This window comes from Bacillus pacificus (assembly GCF_020861345.1).
Lineage (GTDB): Bacteria > Bacillota > Bacilli > Bacillales > Bacillaceae_G > Bacillus_A > Bacillus_A pacificus.
The window spans coordinates 1,481,189-1,503,412 of the sequence record NZ_CP086328.1; the positions used below are offsets into that span (position 1 = coordinate 1,481,189).

The following is a 22,224-nucleotide window of genomic DNA, read 5'->3' on the forward strand; positions in this document are numbered from 1 at the left end:
TGTGTCAATTCAAAAAATTGATGGAAAACGTTTATCACAAATGATCATTCAAGGAGCGAATAATTTAACAAATAATGTTCAGCTTGTTGATGCATTAAACGTATTTCCAGTTCCAGATGGCGATACCGGTACAAACATGAACTTATCTATGACTTCAGGCGCACGTGAAGTGAAAGCAAATCCTTCACAACATGCTGGTAAAGTCGGCGTAAGTTTAGCCAAAGGATTATTAATGGGAGCTCGTGGTAACTCTGGAGTTATTTTATCTCAGTTGTTCCGTGGTTTCTCGAAATCCATTGAACAAAAAGAAGAATTAACAACAGTTGATTTTGCTGCAGCTTTAGAAGCTGGAGTAGAGGCGGCTTACAAAGCGGTTATGAAACCGATTGAAGGAACGATTTTAACGGTTGCAAGAGAAACGGGTAAATATGCAGTAACAGTTGCGAAAAAACAGCGCGACTTTGTTTTGTTTATGGAAGACGTTGTGAAAGAAGCAAATGCATCGTTAAATCGTACGCCAGATTTATTACCTGTATTAAAACAAGTTGGCGTTGTAGATAGCGGTGGTAAAGGTCTTGTAGTAGTTTACGAAGGGTTTTTAGCTGACTTAAAAGGAGAAACGATTTCTTCTGATGCACCTGCCCAACCATCTATGAATGAAATGGTACGCGCAGAACATCACCGTAGTGTACAAAGCCAATTGAGTACAGAAGATATTAAGTATGGATATTGTACGGAGTTCATGGTGAAATTAGAAGCTGATAAAGTGAAAGAACATAATTTCTCTGAACAAAAATTCCGTGAAGATATTAGTGTGTATGGTGATTCACTACTAGTTGTATCTGATGATGAAATTGTAAAAGTTCATATCCATGCAGAGCATCCTGGAGACGCTATGAACTACGGACAACGTTACGGTAGTTTAATCAAGATTAAAGTAGAGAATATGCGTGAACAGCATACTGCTTTATTAGATGAGCCTGCTATGATGCCTGAGCCAACTAGCCAGCCCAAAGAGAAACAACCATATGGTATCGTAACTGTAGCTATGGGATCTGGTATTAAAACTTTATTTGAAAGCATTGGCGCGACGAAAGTTATCGAAGGTGGCCAAACGATGAATCCAAGTACTGAGGATATCGTGAAGGCGATTGAAGAAGCAAACGCTGAAAAAATCATTATTTTACCGAACAACGGGAATATCGTAATGGCAGCAGAACAAGCAGCGTCAGTTGTGGATCAAGAAGTGATTGTAGTTCGTTCAAAAACAGTTCCTCAAGGTATGGCTGCAATGTTAGCATTTAATCCAGTTGGAACGCTAGAGGAAAATGAAGAAAACATGAAAGAAGCTTTATCTCATGTGAAAACAGGTCAAATTACGTATGCTGTACGTGATACGGAAATTGATGGTGTGGCAATTCAAAAAGATGATTTCATGTGTATCGCAGATGGAAAAATCGTATCAACAAATGCTGAAAAAGTAGGAGCTGCGAAGCAATTACTAGAAGCACTAATTGATGAAGATTCTGAAATCGTAACGATTCTACAAGGTGAAGATGCAACTGATGAAGAAGTAGCTGAATTAGTTGAGTTTGTAGAAGAGAATTTTGAAGATGCAGAAGTAGAAGTACATGCTGGAAACCAACCGGTGTATTCTTTCATCTTCTCTGTAGAATAAGAAAAAAATTCGTTTTGAAAATAAATGGATTACTTACTTGCTAATGGATAATAAGTAGTAATATGAAGTTTATTACTAGTTTTTATTCAAAAGGCTAGCATATTGAAGATAAAAAAGAGCCTTGCTGCTAATAGTGAGGCTCTTTTCTTTCGTGTTGTTTATGAGGGATTTGAGTAGTTTCTCTTAGAATGCCTATGATAGAATATATAGGGTGAAAGAGAGCGATTACAGATGTCAATCATGTTAATGGATAATGAATCAAAAAATAATGTGACGGAGCGTGAGAATCTTGAATGAAGTTGTACAAGTTCCTGTTACGGATGTAAAGGGAATCGGAGGAGAAACATCTGAATTACTACACGAGATGGGAATTTATACAGTTTCTCATCTATTAGAACATTTTCCGTACCGTTATGAAGACTATGCGATGAAAGATCTTGCAGAAGTAAAGCATGATGAACGTGTAACAGTTGAGGGAAAAGTTCATAGTGCTCCTTTACTGCAATATTACGGGAAGAAGAAGTCGCGTCTTACGGTTCGTGTCCTCGTAGGTCGTTATTTAATTACAGCTGTATGTTTTAATAGGCCGTACTATAAGCAGAAGTTAAATTTAGATGAAACGGTAACGATTACTGGAAAATGGGACCAGCATCGTCAAACGATTGCAGTATCAGAACTTCATTTTGGACCGGTTGTACGTCAACAAGAAGTGGAGCCTGTGTACTCAGTGAAAGGGAAACTTACAGTAAAACAGATGCGCCGTTTTATTGCACAAGCGTTAAAGGAGTATGGAGACTCTATAGTTGAAGTGTTACCAGATGGATTGCTAAGTCGGTATAAATTACTGCCACGTTATGAAGCGCTTCGGGCTTTGCATTTTCCATCGGGGCAGGAAGACTTGAAGCAAGCGCGTCGCCGGTTTGTATATGAAGAGTTTTTCTTATTTCAGTTGAAAATGCAAACGTTACGAAAAATGGAGAGGGAAAATTCGAAAGGGACGAAAAAAGAAATTCCTTCAGAAGAATTGCAAGAGTTTATCGATGCACTTCCGTTTCCATTAACTGGTGCGCAAAGCCGAGTTGTAGATGAAATTATGAAAGATATGACATCTCCTTATCGAATGAATCGTCTGTTGCAAGGTGATGTAGGTTCTGGTAAAACGGTGGTCGCTGCAATTGGTCTTTATGCAGCGAAATTAGCGCATTATCAAGGTGCTTTAATGGTTCCAACAGAAATTTTAGCAGAACAACATTATCAATCGCTCGCAGAGACGTTCTCGCACTTTGGTATGAAGGTTGAATTGTTAACAAGTTCAGTTAAAGGTGTGAGACGCCGAGAGATTTTGGCAAAATTAGAACAAGGAGAAATAGATATCCTTGTTGGAACACATGCTTTAATTCAAGATGAAGTTATCTTTCATAGGTTAGGTCTCGTGATTACTGATGAACAACATCGATTTGGTGTAGCGCAGCGACGAGTTTTACGTGAGAAAGGTGAAAGTCCAGACGTATTATTTATGACAGCGACCCCGATTCCACGTACGTTAGCAATTACTGCATTTGGAGAGATGGATGTTTCTATAATCGATGAGATGCCAGCTGGTAGAAAGGTAATTGAAACATACTGGGCAAAACATGACATGTTAGATCGTGTTCTCGGTTTTGTAGAGAAAGAGATAAAAAAAGGAAGACAAGCATATGTTATTTGTCCTCTAATTGAAGAATCTGAGAAACTTGATGTACAAAATGCAATCGACTTACATAGTATGCTGACTCATCATTATCAGGGGAAATGCCAAGTCGGATTAATGCATGGAAGATTATCATCTCAAGAAAAAGAAGAGATAATGGGGCAATTTAGTGAAAATAAAGTGCAAATTCTTGTGTCGACAACAGTTGTTGAGGTGGGTGTGAACGTACCGAATGCGACTGTAATGGTTATTTATGATGCAGAGCGTTTCGGTTTATCACAGCTTCATCAGCTAAGAGGACGTGTTGGGCGTGGTAGTGAACAATCGTATTGTTTATTAATAGCAGACCCTAAATCAGAAACAGGAAAAGAAAGAATGCGCATAATGACTGAAACAAATGATGGATTTGTATTGTCAGAAAAGGATTTAGAATTACGAGGTCCTGGAGATTTCTTTGGGAGTAAGCAAAGTGGTTTACCAGAATTCAAGGTTGCTGATATGGTACATGATTATCGGGCGCTAGAAACAGCTAGACAAGATGCGGCGTTACTAGTAGATTCAGAAGCGTTTTGGCATAATGATCAATATGCGTCGTTGCGTACGTATCTTGACGGGACAGGTGTGTTCCAGGGAGAGAAGCTCGATTAAAGGGAGGCAACAAAAGTTTTTGTTGCATTCTACTTTTAATGATTATATACTACTGTTAGTACCTAGTCATAAAAATGGATGGTGCGGTATGAAAAAAAGAAGAAGTAAAAAAGAAAGACAAGAATTATTACAACAAACGATAGAAACGAATCCTTTTATTACGGATGAAGATTTAGCAGAAAAATTTCAAGTGAGTATACAAACCGTACGCCTTGATCGTATGGAATTATCTATTCCTGAATTAAGAGAAAGAATTAAACATGTAGCTACAAAGCAACATGAAGAAGATGTGAAATCTTTACCGTTAGAAGAGGTTGTCGGAGAAATTATTGATATAGAATTAGATAGACATGCGATTTCTATTTTGGAAGTGAAGGTAGAACACGTATTTAAAAGAAATCAAATTGCCCGTGGGCATCATTTGTTTGCACAAGCAAACTCACTAGCTGTTGCAGTTATTGATGAAGAATTAGCTTTAACTGCAAAGTCTACCATTCGATACATTCGTCCTGTAAAATTAGGAGAGCGTGTTGTTGCAAAAGCGCGCGTGGAAGATGTAGAGAATGATAAAGGGCGGACGGTTGTCAAAGTGCGTAGCTTTGTTGGAGAAGAACTTGTTTTTACAGGCACTTTTGAAATGTATCGATCTAGTAATTATAGTGAGGAAGGTAACAACTTATGAAAATCGCAATAGATGCAATGGGCGGCGATCATGCTCCAAAGGCTGTCGTACTAGGAGCAATGAAAGCTATTAAGGAATATTCTGATTTACATATTACGTTAGTGGGGAAAGAAGAGGAAATTCGTCAATACTTAACGAGTGAAGAACGAATTACTATACTTCATACAGACGAAAAAATTGAATCGACAGATGAACCAGTAAGAGCGGTTCGTCGAAAAAAACAAGCTTCAATGGTACTTGCGGCGCAGCAAGTGAAAGACGGTGTAGCGGATGCTTGTATATCAGCTGGTAGTACAGGAGCTTTAATGGCGGCTGGATTGTTTGTTGTAGGTCGTATGGAAGGAATTGAGCGACCAGCTTTATCCCCTACAATGCCAACTGTTGATGGAGAAGGTTTTGTTATGTTAGATGTTGGAGCGAACGTTGATGCAAAACCGATTCATTTATATCAATATGCAGTAATGGGATCTGTATATGCTGAGAAAGTAAGAGGAATTAAAAATCCTCGCGTTGGACTTTTAAACGTTGGAACAGAAGATGGTAAAGGTAACGAGCTTTCAAAACAAGTCTTTGCAATGCTTAAAGATGCCCCAATTAATTTCGTTGGGAACGTTGAATCAAGAGATTTATTGCAAGGTGTAGCAGATGTTGTTGTATGTGATGGTTTTACAGGGAATGTAGCACTGAAATCATTAGAAGGAACAGCACTTGCATTATTCTCTATGTTAAAAGAGCAGTTAATGAGTTCGTTTACGAGCAAATTAGCAGCAGCGGTATTAAAGCCAAAACTTATGGTATTAAAAGATAAAATGGATTATTCGGAGTATGGAGGAGCGGCATTATTTGGATTGAAGGCTCCTGTCATTAAGGCTCACGGTTCTTCCAATGACCAATCGATATTTAGTGCGATTCGTCAAACGAGAGAAATGGTAGCGAAAGAAGTTATTCCTACTATTTCAAGCGTAATGGAGAAAGAGCCACTCCAATAAGAGGAGGATTTGAAATGGGAAAACTAGCATTTCTTTTTCCGGGCCAAGGTTCACAGGCAGTTGGAATGGGTAAACAGTTAGCAGAGAATAATAAAGAGGTTGCAAATGTATTTGCAAAAGCAGATGAGGTGTTGCAAGACTCACTTTCAGAAGTGATTTTTGAAGGGCCGCAGGAAAAGCTTACGTTAACAACAAATGCGCAACCTGCTTTATTAACGACGAGTTTTGCTATTTTGACAGCTTTAAAAGAGTATGATATTACACCAGACTTTGTCGCAGGGCATAGTTTAGGTGAGTATAGCGCTCTTGTAGCAGCGGGTGCATTAACTTTTGAGGATGCAGTATATGCTGTAAGGAAACGTGGGGAATATATGGAAGAAGCTGTTCCTGGCGGAGAAGGTGCAATGGCGGCTATTTTAGGTGCTGATCCACATATGCTGAAACAAGTTACAGAAGAAGTAACAAGTGAAGGATATGCAGTACAAATTGCTAATATGAATAGTACGAAGCAAATTGTGATTTCTGGAACAAAGCAAGGAGTCGAGATTGCTTCTCAAAGAGCGAAAGAAAATGGTGCAAAGAGAGCAATTCCGCTTAAAGTAAGTGGACCGTTTCACTCTGCGCTTATGAAGCCAGCGGCGGAGAAATTCCAAAGTGTCTTAAATGAAATTACAATTCAAGATACGAATATTCCGGTAATCGCAAATGTAACAGCAGACGTTATTACAAGTGGTGCACATATTCAAGAAAAGTTAATCGAGCAGCTCTATTCGCCTGTCTTATGGTATCCATCCATTGAATATATGGTGAGTCAAGGGGTAGATACATTTATTGAGATTGGACCTGGGAAAGTACTTGCTGGACTTATGAAGTCAATTGATTCATCAGTGAAAGCATACGCGATATACGATGAAGAGACATTACAAGATACCATTTCGAATTTGAGAGGAGAAAGTTGATGTTAAAAGGGAAAGTAGCATTAGTAACGGGTGCTTCACGTGGAATTGGTCGTGCAATTGCGATTGATTTAGCAAAACAAGGGGCAAATGTTGTAGTAAATTATGCTGGTAACGAGCAAAAGGCAAATGAAGTAGTTGATGAAATAAAGAAATTAGGTTCGGATGCAATTGCAGTAAGAGCAGATGTTGCAAATGCTGAAGACGTTACAAATATGGTGAAACAAACTGTAGATGTATTTGGACAAGTTGATATTCTTGTAAATAATGCAGGTGTAACAAAAGATAATTTATTAATGCGTATGAAAGAAGAAGAATGGGATACAGTTATTAATACAAACCTAAAAGGTGTATTCTTATGTACAAAGGCAGTATCTCGATATATGATGCGTCAACGTCATGGACGTATTGTAAATATCGCTTCTGTTGTCGGAGTAACGGGAAACCCAGGACAAGCAAACTATGTTGCTGCTAAAGCGGGTGTAATCGGATTAACAAAAACATCAGCAAAAGAGCTAGCAAGCCGCAATATTACTGTAAATGCAATTGCTCCCGGATTTATTGCGACAGATATGACAGACGTATTAGATGAAAATATAAAAGCTGAAATGTTAAAATTAATTCCTGCGGCTCAGTTTGGTGAAGCGCAAGATATCGCAAATGCTGTAACGTTTTTTGCTTCTGATCAAAGCAAATATATTACAGGTCAAACGTTAAATGTTGATGGCGGTATGGTAATGTAATAAAAGAATCGATTTCAGCTAGTTTTTTTGGACAATATTTAATATAATATTTGAGGGGAGGTGAATGGAATGGCAGATGTTTTAGAGCGTGTAACAAAAATTATCGTTGATCGTTTAGGAGTAGAAGAAACAGAAGTAGTACCAGCTGCAAGCTTCAAGGAAGATTTAGGAGCAGACTCCCTAGATGTAGTAGAACTTGTAATGCAATTAGAAGACGAATTCGAAATGGAAATTTCTGATGAAGATGCTGAAAAGATTGCTACTGTTGGCGATGCTGTGACTTACATAGAGAGTCATCTATAATGCTTGAATGAAGTCCCGTTTTTTAGCGGGGCTTCTCGGCTTATATCTGGAGGGACCTATGCCGTACCGTAAATATAGAGAAAAAAAATACGAAACAAAATATCGTGAAGCGTTTAAAGTATTTCAAGAAAAAATAGGTATTACGTTTACAGATGAAAAATTATTGATTCAAGCATTTACGCATTCATCGTATGTGAATGAGCATCGAAAAAAACCGCATGAAGATAATGAGCGTCTCGAATTCCTTGGAGATGCAGTATTGGAACTTACTGTATCGCAGTATCTGTTTCAAAAATATCCGACAATGAGCGAAGGAGAGTTAACAAAACTACGTGCAGCTATTGTATGTGAACCATCTCTTGTTCGTTTTGCAAACGAGTTGTCATTTGGTAGCCTAGTTTTATTAGGAAAAGGTGAGGAAATGACAGGCGGACGTGAACGACCAGCTTTATTAGCGGATGTCTTTGAAGCGTTTATTGGTGCCCTTTATCTTGATCAAGGGCTAGAAACAGTATGGGGCTTCTTAAAAGAAATTGTATACCCTAAAATTAATGAAGGTGCTTTTTCTCATGTGATGGATTATAAGAGTCAATTACAAGAGTTGATTCAGCGTGATGGTAGTGGCAATATTGAGTATCAAATTTTGCAAGAAAAAGGACCGGCTCACAATCGAGAATTTGTGTCACGTGTTACGTTAAATAACGTGGCCTTAGGTCTTGGTAGTGGCAAGTCGAAAAAAGAAGCAGAGCAACAAGCTGCTGCAGAAGCGTTGAAAAAGTTAAAAGAACAACTATAAGGAATCCCCCTTTGAATGAGGGGGATTCCTTGTGCATAGAATGAAACTTTCTTTTCGTTTATAAATGTAAGGAAATGAAATCCGTATAATCGTTTGTTTTTGTATAAACAACATTTATAGCAACGGAGAATAGGAGGAAGGCCTTTCGTGTTTTTAAAAAGATTAGAAATAGCAGGATTTAAGTCTTTTGCTGAGCGTGTATCTGTCGATTTTGTCCCAGGTGTAACGTCTGTAGTAGGACCTAATGGAAGCGGGAAAAGTAATATTACTGATGCCATTCGTTGGGTACTTGGTGAACAATCGGCAAAATCATTACGTGGTGCAAAGATGGAAGATATTATTTTTGCAGGTAGTGATATGAGAAGAGCGGTTAATGTTGCTGAAGTAACATTAACTTTAAATAATGAAGATCAACGTTTACCGATTGAATATAATGAGGTGTGTGTAACGCGTCGTGTATCTCGTTCTGGTGATAGTGATTTTTATATTAATAAACAATCATGCAGGTTGAAAGATATTATCGATTTATTTATGGACTCTGGTATGGGAAGAGAAGCTTTTTCGATTATTAGCCAGGGGAAAGTTGAAGAAATTTTAAGTAGTAAATCAGAAGAACGTCGTGGTGTATTTGAAGAAGCGGCGGGAGTGTTGAAATACAAACTTCGTAAAAAGAAAGCTGAAGGTAAATTAGCAGACACACAAGAAAACTTAAATCGTGTACAAGATATAATTCACGAATTAAGTAGTCAAGTAGAACCTTTAGAAAGACAAGCTTCTATTGCAAAGGATTATCTCGAGAAAAAAGAAGAATTAGAGAAAGTAGAAGCGGCGCTTATTGTACATGAAATTGAAGAATTACATGAGAAATGGGAAGCGCTTCGAAATCAGTTTGGGCATAATAAAAACGAAGAAGCGAAAATGTCAACGCATTTACAAAAAGGTGAAGAAGAGCTAGAAGAATTACGAGGCCAATTACAAGCAGTAGATGAGTCTGTAGATTCCCTGCAAGAAGTACTTTTACTTTCTAGTAAAGAGCTAGAAAAGTTAGAAGGACAGCGTGAGCTATTAAAAGAGAGAAAGCAAAATGCAACGACGCATTGTGCACAACTCGAACAGTTAATTGTTGAATTAACAGAGAAAGCTACAAGTTATGATGGTGAGATTGAATCGAGTACAGAAGTATTGATGCAATTTGTAAATCATGTAAAAGAGTTGGAGACGAAATTGCATGACAATGAGCAATTACTTGCAACGTTTGCTGACAATTTAGAAGAGCAAATTGAGAATTTAAAAGGTGACTATATTGAACTTTTAAATCAACAAGCTAGTCATCGTAATGAGTTATCTATGATTGAAGAACAATCTAAACAACAAAACTCAAAAAATGAACGCCTTGATGAAGAAAATGCGAAATATGTAGAAATGCGTATGGAAATTACAGCGAAAAAGACAAAACTTGTGGAAAGTTATGAACAAGTAAAAGAAAAAGTAGCTGGAATCCTTTCGAATATACAAAAGACAGAAGCGGCACTTGGGAAATGCAAGGCGCAGTATAGTGAAAACGAAACAAAACTGTATCAAGCATATCAATTTGTACAACAGGCACGTTCTCGAAAAGAAATGCTAGAAGAGATGCAAGAGGACTACTCTGGTTTCTATCAAGGGGTACGTGAAGTATTAAAAGCTAGAGAAAATAGGTTGCAAGGTATTGAGGGTGCTGTTGCAGAACTGCTAACGGTACCGAAAGAATATGAAATTGCAATGGAAATTGCTCTAGGTGCAGCGATGCAGCATATAGTTGTACAAAAAGAAGAACATGCTCGTAATGCAATTGCGTTTTTAAAACAAAATAAACATGGACGAGCAACGTTTTTACCGCAAGCTGTTATTAAAGGTAGATCGTTATCATTTGAGCAATTACGTATTGTAAATCAGCACCCATCGTTTGTAGGTGTGGCAGCAGAACTCGTGCAATATAACAATAAATATGAAAATGTAGTTTCAAATTTATTAGGTACTGTTATTGTTGCAAAAGATTTACGCGGCGCGAATGAGTTGGCGAAACAATTGCAATACCGTTATCGCATTGTAACAATCGAAGGTGATGTAGTAAACCCTGGCGGTTCTATGACGGGTGGAGCGGTAAAACAGGCGAAATCATCTTTATTAGGACGTCAACGTGAACTAGAAGAGTGGACGAGTAAGTTAACTGATATGGAAGAGAAAACAACGAAGTTAGAAAACTTTGTTAAAGCAGTAAAACAAGAGATTCAAGAAAAAGAAGTGCAAATACGCGAACTAAGGCAAAGTGTAGAAGCAGAGCGTGTAGATGAACAGAAATTAAGAGAAGAAATTAGTCGCTTAGAATTAGAAGAACATCGTATTAATGATCGTTTATCTATTTACGATTTAGAGATTGAAGGGTTCTTGCAAGACCAAGTGAAAATGCAAGGCCGTAAAGAAGAGTTAGAAAAGATTTTGGCGACTCTTCAGGCAGAGATTACGGAATTAGATAGCAAAATCACAGCTTTAACAAAACAAAAAAGTGAGCAACATTCTTCGAAAGAAAAAGTTCAAAAAGAAATGACTGAGTTAAAAGTGTTAGCAGCTGAAAAGCAACAACGCTTATCTAATCAAAAAGAAAAAGTAGAACGATTGACGAAGGAAAAAGAAGAAACCGATGCAACGCTTGTCAAAACGAAAGAGGATTTAGCATTCTTAAAACAAGAAATGACATCGAATTCAAGTGGTGAAGAACAAATTACGAATATGATTGAGAAGAAAGCATATGATCGTAATCAAACTTCAGAGTTAATTCGCTCTCGTCGTGAACAACGTGTATCGTTACAAGAGAGAGTAGAACAGTTAGAGCGTAACCTGAAAGAAACAACAGGTAAACATAAATACATTCTTGAGATGTTGAAAGATCAAGAGGTAAAAATAAACCGACTTGATGTAGAGTTAGAAAATAGATTACAACATTTACGTGAAACATATACGATTTCATTTGAAGCGGCAAAACTGAAGTATACAATGGTGATGCCTGCTGAGGATGCACGTAAAAAGGTGAAACTAATTAAACTCTCCATCGAAGAGCTAGGTACAGTAAACTTAGGAGCAATTGATGAGTATGAGCGTGTGGCAGAGCGTCATACATTCTTACTAGAGCAAAAAGATGATCTAGAAGAAGCAAAAACGACATTGCACCAACTTATTACTGAAATGGATGAAGAAATGAAAAAACGCTTTTCTACTACGTTTGAAGGAATTCGAATGGAGTTTCAATCGGTGTTCTCTGAATTATTTGGAGGCGGTAGAGCGGATTTAGTTATGACGAATCCAGAGGACTTATTAAATACGGGTATTGATATCGTAGCGCAACCGCCAGGAAAGAAACTGCAAAACTTAGGTTTACTTTCAGGTGGAGAGCGTGCTTTAACGGCAATTGCGCTGCTATTTGGTATTTTAAAAGTGCGCCCAGTCCCATTCTGTGTATTAGATGAGGTAGAGGCTGCTCTTGATGAGGCAAACGTTGCCCGTTTTGCTCAGTATTTAAAGAAATTTAGTGATGAGACACAGTTTATTGTAATTACACATAGAAAAGGTACAATGGAAGAGTCTGACGTATTGTACGGTGTAACAATGCAAGAGTCAGGGGTATCTAAACTTGTTTCGGTTCGTTTAGATGATGGAGAAGAACTAGTTGCAAGCAAATAGAAAGGATGGGACAGTATGAGCTTTTTTAAAAAACTAAAAGAAAAAATTTCAAAACAAACAGATACGGTAACAGAGAAGTTTAAACAAGGATTAGAAAAAACGAGAAATTCGTTTGCAGATAAAGTAAATGATTTAGTCTTTCGTTACCGTAAAGTAGATGAAGATTTCTTCGAAGAATTAGAAGAAATTTTAATCGGTGCAGATGTTGGCGTTTCGACAGTGATGGAATTAATCGACCAGCTGAAAGAAGAAGTGCAACGCCGTAATATTCAAGATCCAAAAGAAGTACAAGCTGTTATTTCGGAAAAATTAATAGAAATTTATAAAGGTGACAGCGATTTTACTAATGAAATTAATGTGCAAAAGGATGGCTTGACAGTTGTTTTATTTGTTGGTGTGAATGGTGTAGGTAAAACGACAACAATTGGTAAGATGGCTCATAAGTTTAAATCAGAAGGTAAGTCTGTCTTATTAGCAGCAGGAGATACATTTCGTGCTGGAGCGATTGAACAATTGGAAGTATGGGGCGATCGCGTTGGGGTAGAAGTGATTAAACAAGGATCAGGGTCTGATCCAGCAGCGGTTATGTATGACGCTGTACAAGCTGCAAAAGCACGTAAAGTAGATGTATTACTATGTGATACAGCAGGACGTTTACAAAATAAAGTAAACTTAATGAAAGAGTTAGAGAAGGTAAAGCGTGTAATTGAGCGTGAAGTACCAGGAGCTCCTCATGAAGTATTGCTTGTTATTGATGCAACAACAGGACAAAACGGTTTAAGTCAAGCGAAAACATTCCGTGAAGCAACGAATGTGACTGGTATTGTTTTAACGAAGTTAGATGGAACTGCTAAAGGTGGTATTGTATTAGCAATTCGTAACGAAATGGATGTACCGGTGAAATTCGTTGGATTAGGAGAGCAAATGGATGATCTGCAACAGTTCGATCCAGAACAATATGTATATGGTTTATTTGCGAACTTAGTAGAAACAGAAGAAGTATAAGTGAAAGAAGCGGTATTTTCCGCTTCTTTTTCTATAAAAATATGAGATGTTAAGAAAAAAACTTGACACTCTTTTGTACTCCATGTAAACTAATTCATGTAAAGGGAAATCACTTAACAAAGGATGATCCAACATGCTCGAAAAAACAACGAGAATGAACTATTTATTTGATTTTTATCAATCGTTGTTAACGCAAAAACAAAGAAGTTATATGTCGCTTTATTATCTAGATGATTTATCTCTTGGTGAAATTGCGGAAGAATTTGATGTAAGTCGCCAAGCCGTGTATGATAACATTAAACGGACTGAAGCGATGCTTGAAGAATATGAAGAAAAATTAGTATTACTTCAAAAGTTTCAAGAGCGACAGCGACTTGTTGCAAAGCTAAAACAGCTAATCAGCGAAGAAGAGCATGTGAATGAAGAAATGAAACAAGTTGTTGAAGCTATCGAAAAATTAGATTAGGAGGGCGGCAATATGGCATTTGAAGGATTAGCCGACCGACTTCAACAGACGATGCAAAAAATCCGCGGCAAAGGAAAAGTTTCTGAAGCCGATGTGAAAGAAATGATGAGAGAAGTTCGTCTAGCTCTTTTAGAAGCGGACGTTAACTTTAAAGTAGTAAAAGATTTTGTAAAGCGTGTATCTGAACGTGCTGTCGGACAAGATGTAATGAAAAGTTTGACACCTGGACAACAAGTAATTAAAGTTGTACAGGAAGAACTTACAGAACTTATGGGCGGAGAGCAAAGCAAAATTGCTGTTGCTAATAAGCCACCGACTGTTATTATGATGGTTGGTCTGCAAGGTGCAGGTAAAACAACGACGACAGGTAAGCTTGCGAATTTGCTTCGTAAAAAGCATAATCGTAAACCAATGCTTGTTGCGGCGGATATTTACCGTCCTGCAGCGATTAAACAGCTTGAAACATTAGGGAAGCAATTGGACATGCCTGTATTCTCTTTAGGAGATCAAGTAAGTCCTGTTGAAATTGCGAAACAAGCGATTGCAAAAGCGAAAGAAGATCATCATGATTATGTTTTAATTGATACAGCAGGTCGCCTGCATATTGATGAAGAACTAATGGATGAATTAGCGAAAGTGAAAGAAGTTGCGAAACCGGATGAAATTTTCCTTGTTGTCGATGCGATGACAGGACAAGATGCGGTTAATGTTGCACAAAGTTTCCATGAACAGTTAGGTTTAACAGGGGTTGTATTAACGAAGCTGGATGGTGATACGCGCGGTGGTGCGGCATTGTCTATTAAAGCTGTTACAAATACGCCAATTAAATTTGCTGGTATGGGTGAAAAACTAGATGCACTTGAAGCGTTCCATCCAGAACGTATGGCATCCCGTATTTTAGGGATGGGAGACGTCTTAACATTAATTGAAAAAGCGCAAGCTACAGTTGATGAAGAGAAAGCAAAAGAACTTGAGCAAAAAATGCGTACGCTTTCGTTTACACTTGACGATTTCCTAGAACAACTTGGACAAGTGCGTCAACTTGGCCCGCTTGATGAATTGTTAGGAATGCTTCCTGGTGCAAATAAAATTAAAGGGCTGAAAAATGCACAAGTTGATGAAAAACAAATTGGGCATATTGAGGCAATTATTCGTTCTATGACTAAATTAGAGCGAGAACAACCGGAAATAATCAATGCTAGTCGCAAAAAACGCATTGCCAAAGGTAGCGGTACAACGGTACAAGAAATCAATCGTTTAATCAAGCAATTTGATGATATGAAAAAGATGATGAAAACGATGACTGGAATGCAAAAAGGTAAGAAAAAAGGACTAGGTGGATTGAAGTTTCCATTCATGTAAGGAAAAAAGATGGCTCTGTTAAGAAAAAATACTTTACAAAGCAATAGTCTTTTTGCTAATATAATTATCTGTGTGAAATAAATTCGGAGGTGCTTTATAAATGGCAGTTAAAATTCGTTTAAAACGTATGGGAGCTAAAAAAACTCCTTTCTATCGTGTAGTTGTTGCAGATTCTCGTTCTCCTCGTGACGGACGTTTCATTGAGGAAATCGGTACTTACAATCCGGTTGCTCAACCAGCTGAAGTTAAGATCAACGAAGAAGCAGCATTAAAATGGTTAGGAAATGGTGCTAAACCATCTGATACAGTTCGTAACTTATTCTCTAACCAAGGTATCATGGAGAAATTCCACTTATCTAAACAAGGTAAGTAATTGAGGCAATGACTATGAAGAAGTTAGTCGAGACGATTGTCAAGCCTCTTGTCGATTATCCTGAAGATGTAAAAGTTACACAGGAACTTTACAACGGAGAGATAAAGTATCGATTAACTGTACATCCTGAGGATGTTGGAAAAGTCATTGGAAAACAAGGGAAAGTTGCGAAAGCAATTCGAATGCTCTTGTATTCAGTGGGACATCACAATAGTGAAAAAGTAACACTGGAAATTCAATAAACGTAAAAAGGGCGAGGAGTTATTTCCTCTCCCTTTTTTAACATTTAAAGAGAAATTGCATGTTCCATATGTGAAATGGGGATGCTTAATTTATATAGAAACCAGGGGTGACATACTGTTTATGACAAAATGGTTTAACGTAGGGAAAATTGTAAATACTCATGGCGTAAAAGGAGAAATTCGTGTGGTTTCTCGTACTGATTTTCCAGAAGAGCGATATAAGGTAGGGAATACGTTATACATATCGAATGAAAAAGGTGGAGAGCCTTTCCCAGTAAAGATTACTTCTCATCGTCAACATAAAACATTTGATTTATTGACATTTGAAGGATATGGGAATGTAAATGAAGTAGAACAGTTTAAAGGTTCTCTTTTAAAAGTACCTGAAGATCAATTAGGCGAACTAGCTGAAGGCGAATACTACTATCATGAAATTATTGGTTGCAACGTTGTAACGGAAGAAGGAGAAGCGTTAGGGACAATAAAAGAAGTTTTATCTCCTGGTGCAAATGATGTTTGGGTAATTAAACGTCCAAAAGGTCAAGATCTGTTAATTCCTTATATTGATGATGTTGTACTTCAAGTTAACATTGAGAATAAATTAGTAACCATTCATGTAATGGAAGGGCTACTATAATGAAAATTGACATTTTAACTTTGTTTCCAGATATGTTTACAGGTGTGTTTGGATCTTCAATTTTAAAGAAAGCACAAGAAAAAGAAGCGGTAGAGCTCCGTGTTGTCAATTTCCGCGATTATACAACGAGTAAGCATAATAGTGTGGATGATTATCCGTATGGTGGCGGCGCTGGGATGGTGTTAACTCCTCAGCCTATTTTTGATGCTGTAGAAGATTTAACGAAAGAAACGGAGCGGAAGCCGCGAGTTGTCTTAATGTGTCCGCAAGGTGAAAGGTTTACTCAGAAGAAAGCGGAAGAGCTTGCAGAGGAAGAACATGTAATCTTTGTATGTGGGCATTATGAAGGATATGACGAACGAATTCGTGAACATCTCGTAACAGATGAGATTTCTATCGGTGACTATGTATTAACGGGTGGAGAGTTAGCCTCTATGGTTATAACTGATAGTGTCGTACGTCTCCTTCCAGGAGTACTAGGAAATCATGCTTCACAAGTCGAGGATTCGTTTAGTACAGGTTTATTAGAGCATCCTCATTATACACGTCCAGCTGATTTTCGTGGTATGAAAGTGCCAGATGTATTAATGTCGGGAAATCATAAAAATATTGATGAATGGCGACATAAAGAATCGTTGCGTCGTACGTACACGCGTAGACCGGATTTACTAGAAGAACGAGAATTGTCTAAGCAAGAAAAGAAGTGGCTAGAACAGATTAAAGAAGGCAAATAAGTGCTTGATATATTTTCTATTGCAACAGCCTTAGCAATATGCTATTATAACACTTGTGCTGCTGAAATCAGTAGCCGTATTAACGATGTTCCGCTGTAATTTATTTAGACTTTATAAGAGCATCTGTTTAAAGGAGAGAATTTAATATGCAACAATTAATCGCAGAAATTACAAAAGGCCAATTAAAAACTGACCTTCCTTCATTCCGTCCTGGAGACACTTTACGTGTACACGTAAAAGTAGTTGAGGGAACTCGTGAAAGAATTCAGCTTTTCGAAGGTGTTGTAATTAAACGTCGTGGTGGCGGAATCAGTGAAACATTCACAGTTCGTAAGATTTCTTACGGTGTAGGTGTAGAGCGTACATTCCCAGTTCACACGCCAAGAATCGCGAAAATCGAAGTACTTCGCCGTGGTAAAGTACGTCGTGCTAAGTTATACTACTTACGTAACCTTCGCGGTAAAAAAGCACGTATTAAAGAAATTCGATAAGACATGTATGGGAGCTTGTAAATGCACAAGCTCCCTTTTTCCAATCTATATAAAATTTTGATATAATACGATCAGCTTACATAATCGTGGAGGGGAAAAGCATGAAGAAAGAAAAGAGTTCACTTTGGGAATGGATCAAGGCAATTTTGATAGCTGTTGTATTAGCAGGTGTTATTAGACAGTTTTTCTTTGCGCCAATTCTCGTAGATGGAGTATCGATGGCGTCTACATTACATGATCGCGATCGAATGATTGTTAATAAAATTGGTTATCACATAGGAGATCCGAAACGATTTGATATTATTGTATTCCGAGCGACGGAAGATAAAGATTATATTAAGCGTATTATCGGCCTACCAGGCGATGAAATAGAGTATCGTAATGATAAACTATATGTTAACGGAAAGGCTTATGAGGAGCCGTATTTAGACAAGCAGAAAAAACAAATTGCTGACGGACCGCTTACATATGATTTCACTCTTGAAGAAATGACAGGGAAGAAAACTGTTCCAGAAGGTCAATTATTTGTTTTAGGCGATAATCGTCGTTTTAGTAAAGATAGCCGTTCGATTGGTACAATTTCAATGGACCAAGTGATTGGAAAGGCAAATATACTATATTGGCCGTTAAAAGATGCTCGTATTGTGAAATAAAAGAAAAAGAAGGTGGCAACATGGTAATTCAATGGTTCCCGGGACATATGGCAAAGGCTAGACGCCAAGTAACAGAAAAATTAAAGTTAATTGATGTTGTAATTGAGCTTGTAGATGCTCGATTACCTTTATCTTCTCGAAATCCGATGATCGATGAGATTATTACACATAAACCGAGGCTTGTTGTTTTAAATAAAGCGGATATGGCAGACGATCGTTTAACAAAGCAATGGATCGCATATTTTAAAGAAAAAGGCCATATGGCAATTTCAATTAACGCACAGGCTGGACAAGGCATGAAGGAAATTGCGGCGGCTTGTAAAGTGTTAGTGAAAGAGAAATTCGATAAAATGGTTGCAAAAGGTATTAGACCGAGAGCGATTCGTGCATTAATTGTAGGGATACCGAATGTTGGTAAATCTACGTTGATTAATAAGTTAGCGAAGAAAAATATTGCTAAAACAGGGGATCGTCCTGGTGTGACAACAGCTCAGCAATGGATTAAGGTTGGGAAAGAAATGGAGCTGTTAGATACGCCAGGTATTTTATGGCCTAAATTTGAAGACCAATTAGTTGGGTTACGTCTAGCTACGACTGGTGCAATTAAAGATTCTATTTTAAATCTACAAGACGTAGCTGTTTATGCGCTACGTTTTATGGAGAAACATTACCCAGAGCGATTAAAAGAGCGCTATAATTTAAATGACATTCCAGAAGACATCGTGGAGTTATTTGATGCGATTGGAAAAAATAGAGGCTGTTTAATGGGCGGCGGAATGATTGATTATGATAAAACATCTGAACTTATACTTCGTGAGCTTCGTGGTGGCAAACTTGGGAAAATGACGTTTGAAACACCAGAAGAGTTTGCGGAGCAGACAGAAGATGCAGAAAAAGTAGAAGAAGTATAAGACGTGCGTTTGTACGTCTTTTCTTTTTTGTATATAAAGGGAGTGGCATGAATGCAAAAAGTGACTATTCAAGAGGCGGAACATCTACTACAAGAAATTATGAGTGAAGAGGACGACCGCTTTCAAATATTAATAAAAGATGAACGTAAAGGGGTACAAAAGCTCATTTCTAAGTGGTATAAACAAAAAGAGTTAGCGCAAAAGGAAAAAGAAAAATTTCTAGAAATGTCTAAGTATGAAAATGCGTTACGTGAAAAAGGTCTCACATATATCGCAGGTATAGATGAAGTAGGTCGTGGACCGTTAGCTGGGCCTGTTGTGACGGCAGCTGTCGTTCTTCCTGAGGATTTTTATATTCCAGGGTTAAATGACTCGAAAAAGTTGAGTGAAGCGAAACGTGAGCGTTTTTATGATGAAATTAAAGCGCAAGCAATTGCAATTGGAGTTGGAATTGTATCACCGCAAGTTATTGATGAAATAAATATTTATCAAGCGACGAAACAAGCGATGTTAGATGCTGTTGCGAATTTATCTTGTACACCACAATATTTATTAATTGATGCGATGAAACTCCCTACACCAATTCCGCAAACATCTATTATTAAAGGTGATGCAAAAAGTATTTCTATTTCAGCTGCATCCATTATTGCGAAAGTAACGAGAGATCGTATGATGAAAGAGCTTGGAGAAAAGTATCCTGCATATGGATTTGAACAACATATGGGATATGGCACAAAACAACATTTAGAAGCGATTGAAGCGCATGGCATATTAGAAGAACATCGAAAATCGTTCGCGCCAATTAAAGATATGATTCAAAAATAAGCTGCGAAAACGCAGCTTATTTTGTATTTTGACATATAAACATTACTATTTTCCAAAAAGAATAAAGCGATTTCAGTTTTCTGACACTTTATTGTAGACAGCGTGCCAATCATCTTATACAATGGCAATGTAATGTTTTTTAAACATTAAAAAACTTTTCGAGTAAAACAGGAAAACAGGGGAGGATGGGACCATGAATATCCATGAGTACCAAGGTAAGGCAGTCCTTAGAAGCTATGGGGTTAGCGTTCCGAACGGGAAGGTTGCATTTACAGTAGAAGAAGCTGTAGAAGCGGCGAAAGAATTAGGAACGGATGTATGTGTAGTGAAAGCACAAATTCACGCTGGTGGACGCGGCAAAGCTGGCGGAGTAAAAGTTGCAAAAAATTTAGATGAAGTTCGTACATATGCAGAGAGCATTTTAGGAACTACACTTGTGACACATCAAACAGGTCCTGAAGGTAAGGAAGTAAAACGCTTACTTATCGAAGAAGGTTGCGATATTAAAAAAGAATATTATGTAGGTCTTGTTTTAGACCGTGCAACTTCTCAAGTTGTTTTAATGGCTTCTGAAGAAGGCGGAACAGAAATTGAAGAAGTAGCAGAAAAAACACCTGAAAAAATCTTTAAAGAATATATTGATCCAGCAGTAGGCTTACAAGGCTTCCAAGCACGCCGAATTGCATTTAACATCAATATTCCAAAAGAGCTTGTAGGACAAGCTGTGAAGTTTATGATGGGCTTATACCGTGCTTTTATCGAAAAAGATTGCTCTATCGCAGAGATTAACCCACTTGTTACAACAGGTGATGGTAAAGTTATGGCATTAGATGCGAAATTAAACTTTGATTCTAATGCTTTATATCGCCATAAAGACATTTTAGAACTTCGTGACCTTGATGAAGAAGATGCAAAAGAAATCGAAGCTTCTAAATATGACTTAAACTACATTCCTTTAGATGGAAATATCGGTTGTATGGTTAATGGTGCAGGTTTAGCGATGGCTACTATGGATATCATTAAACATTACCATGGAGATCCAGCTAACTTTTTAGATGTTGGTGGCGGTGCGACAGCTGAAAAGGTTACAGAAGCATTCAAAATTATCCTTTCTGACAAAAATGTAAAAGGTATCTTCGTTAACATTTTTGGTGGCATTATGAAGTGTGATGTTATTGCAGAAGGTGTTATTGAAGCAACGAAACAAGTAGGTCTTGAATTGCCTTTAGTTGTACGTCTTGAAGGTACAAACGTAGAGTTAGGTAAGAAAATTTTAAATGAGTCTGGCTTAAATATTGTTGCAGCAGAATCTATGGCAGACGGTGCACAAAAAATTGTTTCACTAGTGGGCTAATAGAAAGCGGGGGAGAAAAATGAGCGTATTAGTTAATAAAGATACAAAAGTTATTGTTCAAGGTATTACAGGTTCTCAAGGGTTATTCCACACAAAGCAAATGATAGAATACGGTACGAAAATTGTCGGTGGTGTAACGCCAGGTAAAGGTGGCACTGATATTGAAGGTGTACCAGTATTTGATACTGTAGAAGATGCAGTGAAAGCAACAGGCGCAAACGCTTCAGTTGTATACGTTCCACCCGCTTTTGCGGCTGATGCAATTATGGAAGCAGTTGATGCAGAAATTGATTTAGTAGTATGTATTACTGAAGGAATTCCTGTATTAGATATGGTAAATGTAAAGAGATATATGGCTGGTAAACATACACGTTTACTTGGACCGAACTGCCCAGGTGTTATCACACCTGATGAATGTAAAATTGGTATTATGCCAGGATACATTCATAAAAAAGGTCATGTAGGTATCGTATCTCGCTCTGGTACATTAACGTATGAGGCTGTACATCAGTTAACACAAGAAGGTATTGGTCAATCTACGGCTGTAGGTATCGGCGGAGACCCTGTTAACGGTACAGACTTTATTGACGCGTTAAAAGCATTTAATGAAGATGAAGAAACACACGCTGTAATTATGATTGGTGAAATCGGTGGTACAGCGGAAGAAGAGGCAGCTGAATGGGTAAAAGCTAATATGACAAAACCTGTTGTAGGCTTCATTGGCGGCCAAACAGCGCCTGCTGGCAAACGTATGGGTCATGCTGGTGCAATCATTTCTGGCGGCAAAGGAACTGCTGCAGAAAAGATTAAAACGATGGAAGCTTGTGGTATTAAAGTAGCGGAAACTCCAGCAGTTATGGGTGAAACGCTAATCTCTGTCTTAAAAGAAAAAGGTCTATTTGAGACTTGTAAAAACTACTAATCTGTTGAAAGACACCTTCTTGCTTGAAGGTGTCTTTTTACAAACTT

Annotated in this window: 22 protein-coding genes; all 22 read left to right on the forward strand. The window is 37.8% G+C overall.

The features are described 5' to 3' along the window. Window position 1 precedes the first annotated feature (1 nt). Window positions 2-1,678 carry a DAK2 domain-containing protein gene (locus LMD38_RS07850; protein WP_000027110.1) on the forward strand — a complete coding sequence of 559 codons (1,677 nt, stop codon included), beginning with the start codon at window positions 2-4 and terminating at the stop codon, window positions 1,676-1,678. 289 nt (window positions 1,679-1,967) lie between these two features. Continuing rightward, entirely contained in the window at window positions 1,968-4,016 is a 2,049-nt protein-coding gene (gene recG / locus LMD38_RS07855; RefSeq protein ID WP_061183962.1) for an ATP-dependent DNA helicase RecG, read from the forward strand. A gap of 88 nt (window positions 4,017-4,104) precedes the next feature. Next, on the forward strand, window positions 4,105-4,698 hold the full coding sequence (gene fapR / locus LMD38_RS07860) for a transcription factor FapR (RefSeq protein ID WP_000747357.1): 594 nt from the start codon (window positions 4,105-4,107) through the stop codon (window positions 4,696-4,698). After that, the gene (gene plsX, locus LMD38_RS07865) at window positions 4,695-5,687 is read left to right on the forward strand and encodes a phosphate acyltransferase PlsX (protein ID WP_000684108.1); all 993 of its coding nucleotides are present in this window, start codon (window positions 4,695-4,697) and stop codon (window positions 5,685-5,687) included. The genes fapR and plsX overlap by 4 nt, the downstream gene beginning before the upstream one ends. Before the next feature lie 14 nt (window positions 5,688-5,701). After that, window positions 5,702-6,646 carry an ACP S-malonyltransferase gene (gene fabD / locus LMD38_RS07870; protein ID WP_061183964.1) on the forward strand — a complete coding sequence of 315 codons (945 nt, stop codon included), beginning with the start codon at window positions 5,702-5,704 and terminating at the stop codon, window positions 6,644-6,646. Next, complete coding sequence (gene fabG, locus LMD38_RS07875) at window positions 6,646-7,386, forward strand: 3-oxoacyl-[acyl-carrier-protein] reductase (RefSeq protein ID WP_000911784.1); 741 nt, start codon at window positions 6,646-6,648, stop codon at window positions 7,384-7,386. The genes fabD and fabG overlap by 1 nt, the downstream gene beginning before the upstream one ends. Before the next feature lie 69 nt (window positions 7,387-7,455). After that, window positions 7,456-7,689, forward strand: a complete 234-nt coding sequence (acpP, locus tag LMD38_RS07880; RefSeq protein WP_000786062.1) for an acyl carrier protein — start codon at window positions 7,456-7,458, stop codon at window positions 7,687-7,689. A gap of 58 nt (window positions 7,690-7,747) precedes the next feature. Then, a complete protein-coding gene (gene rncS, locus LMD38_RS07885; protein WP_001146876.1) occupies window positions 7,748-8,485 on the forward strand; it encodes a ribonuclease III in 738 nt (245 codons plus the stop codon). A gap of 147 nt (window positions 8,486-8,632) precedes the next feature. Then, a complete protein-coding gene (gene smc, locus LMD38_RS07890) occupies window positions 8,633-12,202 on the forward strand; it encodes a chromosome segregation protein SMC (RefSeq protein ID WP_228920245.1) in 3,570 nt (1,189 codons plus the stop codon). Window positions 12,203-12,217: 15 nt separating this feature from the next. Further along, a complete protein-coding gene (gene ftsY / locus LMD38_RS07895; RefSeq protein WP_000007647.1) occupies window positions 12,218-13,207 on the forward strand; it encodes a signal recognition particle-docking protein FtsY in 990 nt (329 codons plus the stop codon). 133 nt (window positions 13,208-13,340) lie between these two features. After that, window positions 13,341-13,673 carry a putative DNA-binding protein gene (locus LMD38_RS07900; protein ID WP_000891062.1) on the forward strand — a complete coding sequence of 111 codons (333 nt, stop codon included), beginning with the start codon at window positions 13,341-13,343 and terminating at the stop codon, window positions 13,671-13,673. Between the two features lie 12 nt (window positions 13,674-13,685). Beyond that, window positions 13,686-15,035, forward strand: a complete 1,350-nt coding sequence (gene ffh, locus LMD38_RS07905) for a signal recognition particle protein (protein ID WP_000863461.1) — start codon at window positions 13,686-13,688, stop codon at window positions 15,033-15,035. 100 nt (window positions 15,036-15,135) lie between these two features. After that, window positions 15,136-15,408 carry a 30S ribosomal protein S16 gene (rpsP, locus tag LMD38_RS07910; protein ID WP_000268750.1) on the forward strand — a complete coding sequence of 91 codons (273 nt, stop codon included), beginning with the start codon at window positions 15,136-15,138 and terminating at the stop codon, window positions 15,406-15,408. Between the two features lie 14 nt (window positions 15,409-15,422). Beyond that, window positions 15,423-15,650: a KH domain-containing protein gene (locus LMD38_RS07915; protein ID WP_000737403.1), complete on the forward strand. Its 228-nt coding sequence runs from the start codon at window positions 15,423-15,425 to the stop codon at window positions 15,648-15,650. Between the two features lie 121 nt (window positions 15,651-15,771). Beyond that, window positions 15,772-16,287, forward strand: coding sequence for a ribosome maturation factor RimM (gene rimM, locus LMD38_RS07920; protein WP_000170268.1), 516 nt, complete (start codon window positions 15,772-15,774; stop codon window positions 16,285-16,287). Then, window positions 16,287-17,021 (forward strand): tRNA (guanosine(37)-N1)-methyltransferase TrmD, encoded by a 735-nt coding sequence (gene trmD, locus LMD38_RS07925; protein ID WP_016718304.1) that lies wholly within the window; start codon window positions 16,287-16,289, stop codon window positions 17,019-17,021. Before rimM ends, trmD begins: the two co-directional genes overlap by 1 nt. A gap of 146 nt (window positions 17,022-17,167) precedes the next feature. Then, entirely contained in the window at window positions 17,168-17,512 is a 345-nt protein-coding gene (gene rplS, locus LMD38_RS07930) for a 50S ribosomal protein L19 (RefSeq protein ID WP_001186516.1), read from the forward strand. Between the two features lie 101 nt (window positions 17,513-17,613). Then, window positions 17,614-18,165, forward strand: a complete 552-nt coding sequence (gene lepB / locus LMD38_RS07935; RefSeq protein ID WP_000711857.1) for a signal peptidase I — start codon at window positions 17,614-17,616, stop codon at window positions 18,163-18,165. A gap of 20 nt (window positions 18,166-18,185) precedes the next feature. Further along, window positions 18,186-19,076 carry a ribosome biogenesis GTPase YlqF gene (gene ylqF / locus LMD38_RS07940; RefSeq protein WP_000236698.1) on the forward strand — a complete coding sequence of 297 codons (891 nt, stop codon included), beginning with the start codon at window positions 18,186-18,188 and terminating at the stop codon, window positions 19,074-19,076. A gap of 51 nt (window positions 19,077-19,127) precedes the next feature. Continuing rightward, window positions 19,128-19,901, forward strand: a complete 774-nt coding sequence (gene rnhB / locus LMD38_RS07945; protein WP_001174724.1) for a ribonuclease HII — start codon at window positions 19,128-19,130, stop codon at window positions 19,899-19,901. 193 nt (window positions 19,902-20,094) lie between these two features. Further along, window positions 20,095-21,255: an ADP-forming succinate--CoA ligase subunit beta gene (sucC, locus tag LMD38_RS07950; protein WP_001020785.1), complete on the forward strand. Its 1,161-nt coding sequence runs from the start codon at window positions 20,095-20,097 to the stop codon at window positions 21,253-21,255. A gap of 19 nt (window positions 21,256-21,274) precedes the next feature. Next, a complete protein-coding gene (gene sucD / locus LMD38_RS07955; protein WP_000115178.1) occupies window positions 21,275-22,177 on the forward strand; it encodes a succinate--CoA ligase subunit alpha in 903 nt (300 codons plus the stop codon). The last annotated feature ends 47 nt before the right edge of the window (window positions 22,178-22,224 follow it).

Excerpts from the sequence above, each read along its gene's own strand:
- fapR (WP_000747357.1), top strand. The coding sequence starts at position 4,105 with ATGAAAAAAAGAAGAAGTAAAAAAGAAAGACAAGAATTATTACAACAA.
- plsX (WP_000684108.1), top strand. The coding sequence starts at position 4,695 with ATGAAAATCGCAATAGATGCAATGGGCGGCGATCATGCTCCAAAGGCT.
- fabD (WP_061183964.1), top strand. The coding sequence starts at position 5,702 with ATGGGAAAACTAGCATTTCTTTTTCCGGGCCAAGGTTCACAGGCAGTT.
- fabG (WP_000911784.1), top strand. The coding sequence starts at position 6,646 with ATGTTAAAAGGGAAAGTAGCATTAGTAACGGGTGCTTCACGTGGAATT.
- acpP (WP_000786062.1), top strand. The coding sequence starts at position 7,456 with ATGGCAGATGTTTTAGAGCGTGTAACAAAAATTATCGTTGATCGTTTA.
- rncS (WP_001146876.1), top strand. The coding sequence starts at position 7,748 with ATGCCGTACCGTAAATATAGAGAAAAAAAATACGAAACAAAATATCGT.
- ftsY (WP_000007647.1), top strand. The coding sequence starts at position 12,218 with ATGAGCTTTTTTAAAAAACTAAAAGAAAAAATTTCAAAACAAACAGAT.
- LMD38_RS07900 (WP_000891062.1), top strand. The coding sequence starts at position 13,341 with ATGCTCGAAAAAACAACGAGAATGAACTATTTATTTGATTTTTATCAA.
- ffh (WP_000863461.1), top strand. The coding sequence starts at position 13,686 with ATGGCATTTGAAGGATTAGCCGACCGACTTCAACAGACGATGCAAAAA.
- rpsP (WP_000268750.1), top strand. The coding sequence starts at position 15,136 with ATGGCAGTTAAAATTCGTTTAAAACGTATGGGAGCTAAAAAAACTCCT.
- LMD38_RS07915 (WP_000737403.1), top strand. The coding sequence starts at position 15,423 with ATGAAGAAGTTAGTCGAGACGATTGTCAAGCCTCTTGTCGATTATCCT.
- rimM (WP_000170268.1), top strand. The coding sequence starts at position 15,772 with ATGACAAAATGGTTTAACGTAGGGAAAATTGTAAATACTCATGGCGTA.
- trmD (WP_016718304.1), top strand. The coding sequence starts at position 16,287 with ATGAAAATTGACATTTTAACTTTGTTTCCAGATATGTTTACAGGTGTG.
- rplS (WP_001186516.1), top strand. The coding sequence starts at position 17,168 with ATGCAACAATTAATCGCAGAAATTACAAAAGGCCAATTAAAAACTGAC.
- lepB (WP_000711857.1), top strand. The coding sequence starts at position 17,614 with ATGAAGAAAGAAAAGAGTTCACTTTGGGAATGGATCAAGGCAATTTTG.
- ylqF (WP_000236698.1), top strand. The coding sequence starts at position 18,186 with ATGGTAATTCAATGGTTCCCGGGACATATGGCAAAGGCTAGACGCCAA.
- rnhB (WP_001174724.1), top strand. The coding sequence starts at position 19,128 with ATGCAAAAAGTGACTATTCAAGAGGCGGAACATCTACTACAAGAAATT.
- sucC (WP_001020785.1), top strand. The coding sequence starts at position 20,095 with ATGAATATCCATGAGTACCAAGGTAAGGCAGTCCTTAGAAGCTATGGG.
- sucD (WP_000115178.1), top strand. The coding sequence starts at position 21,275 with ATGAGCGTATTAGTTAATAAAGATACAAAAGTTATTGTTCAAGGTATT.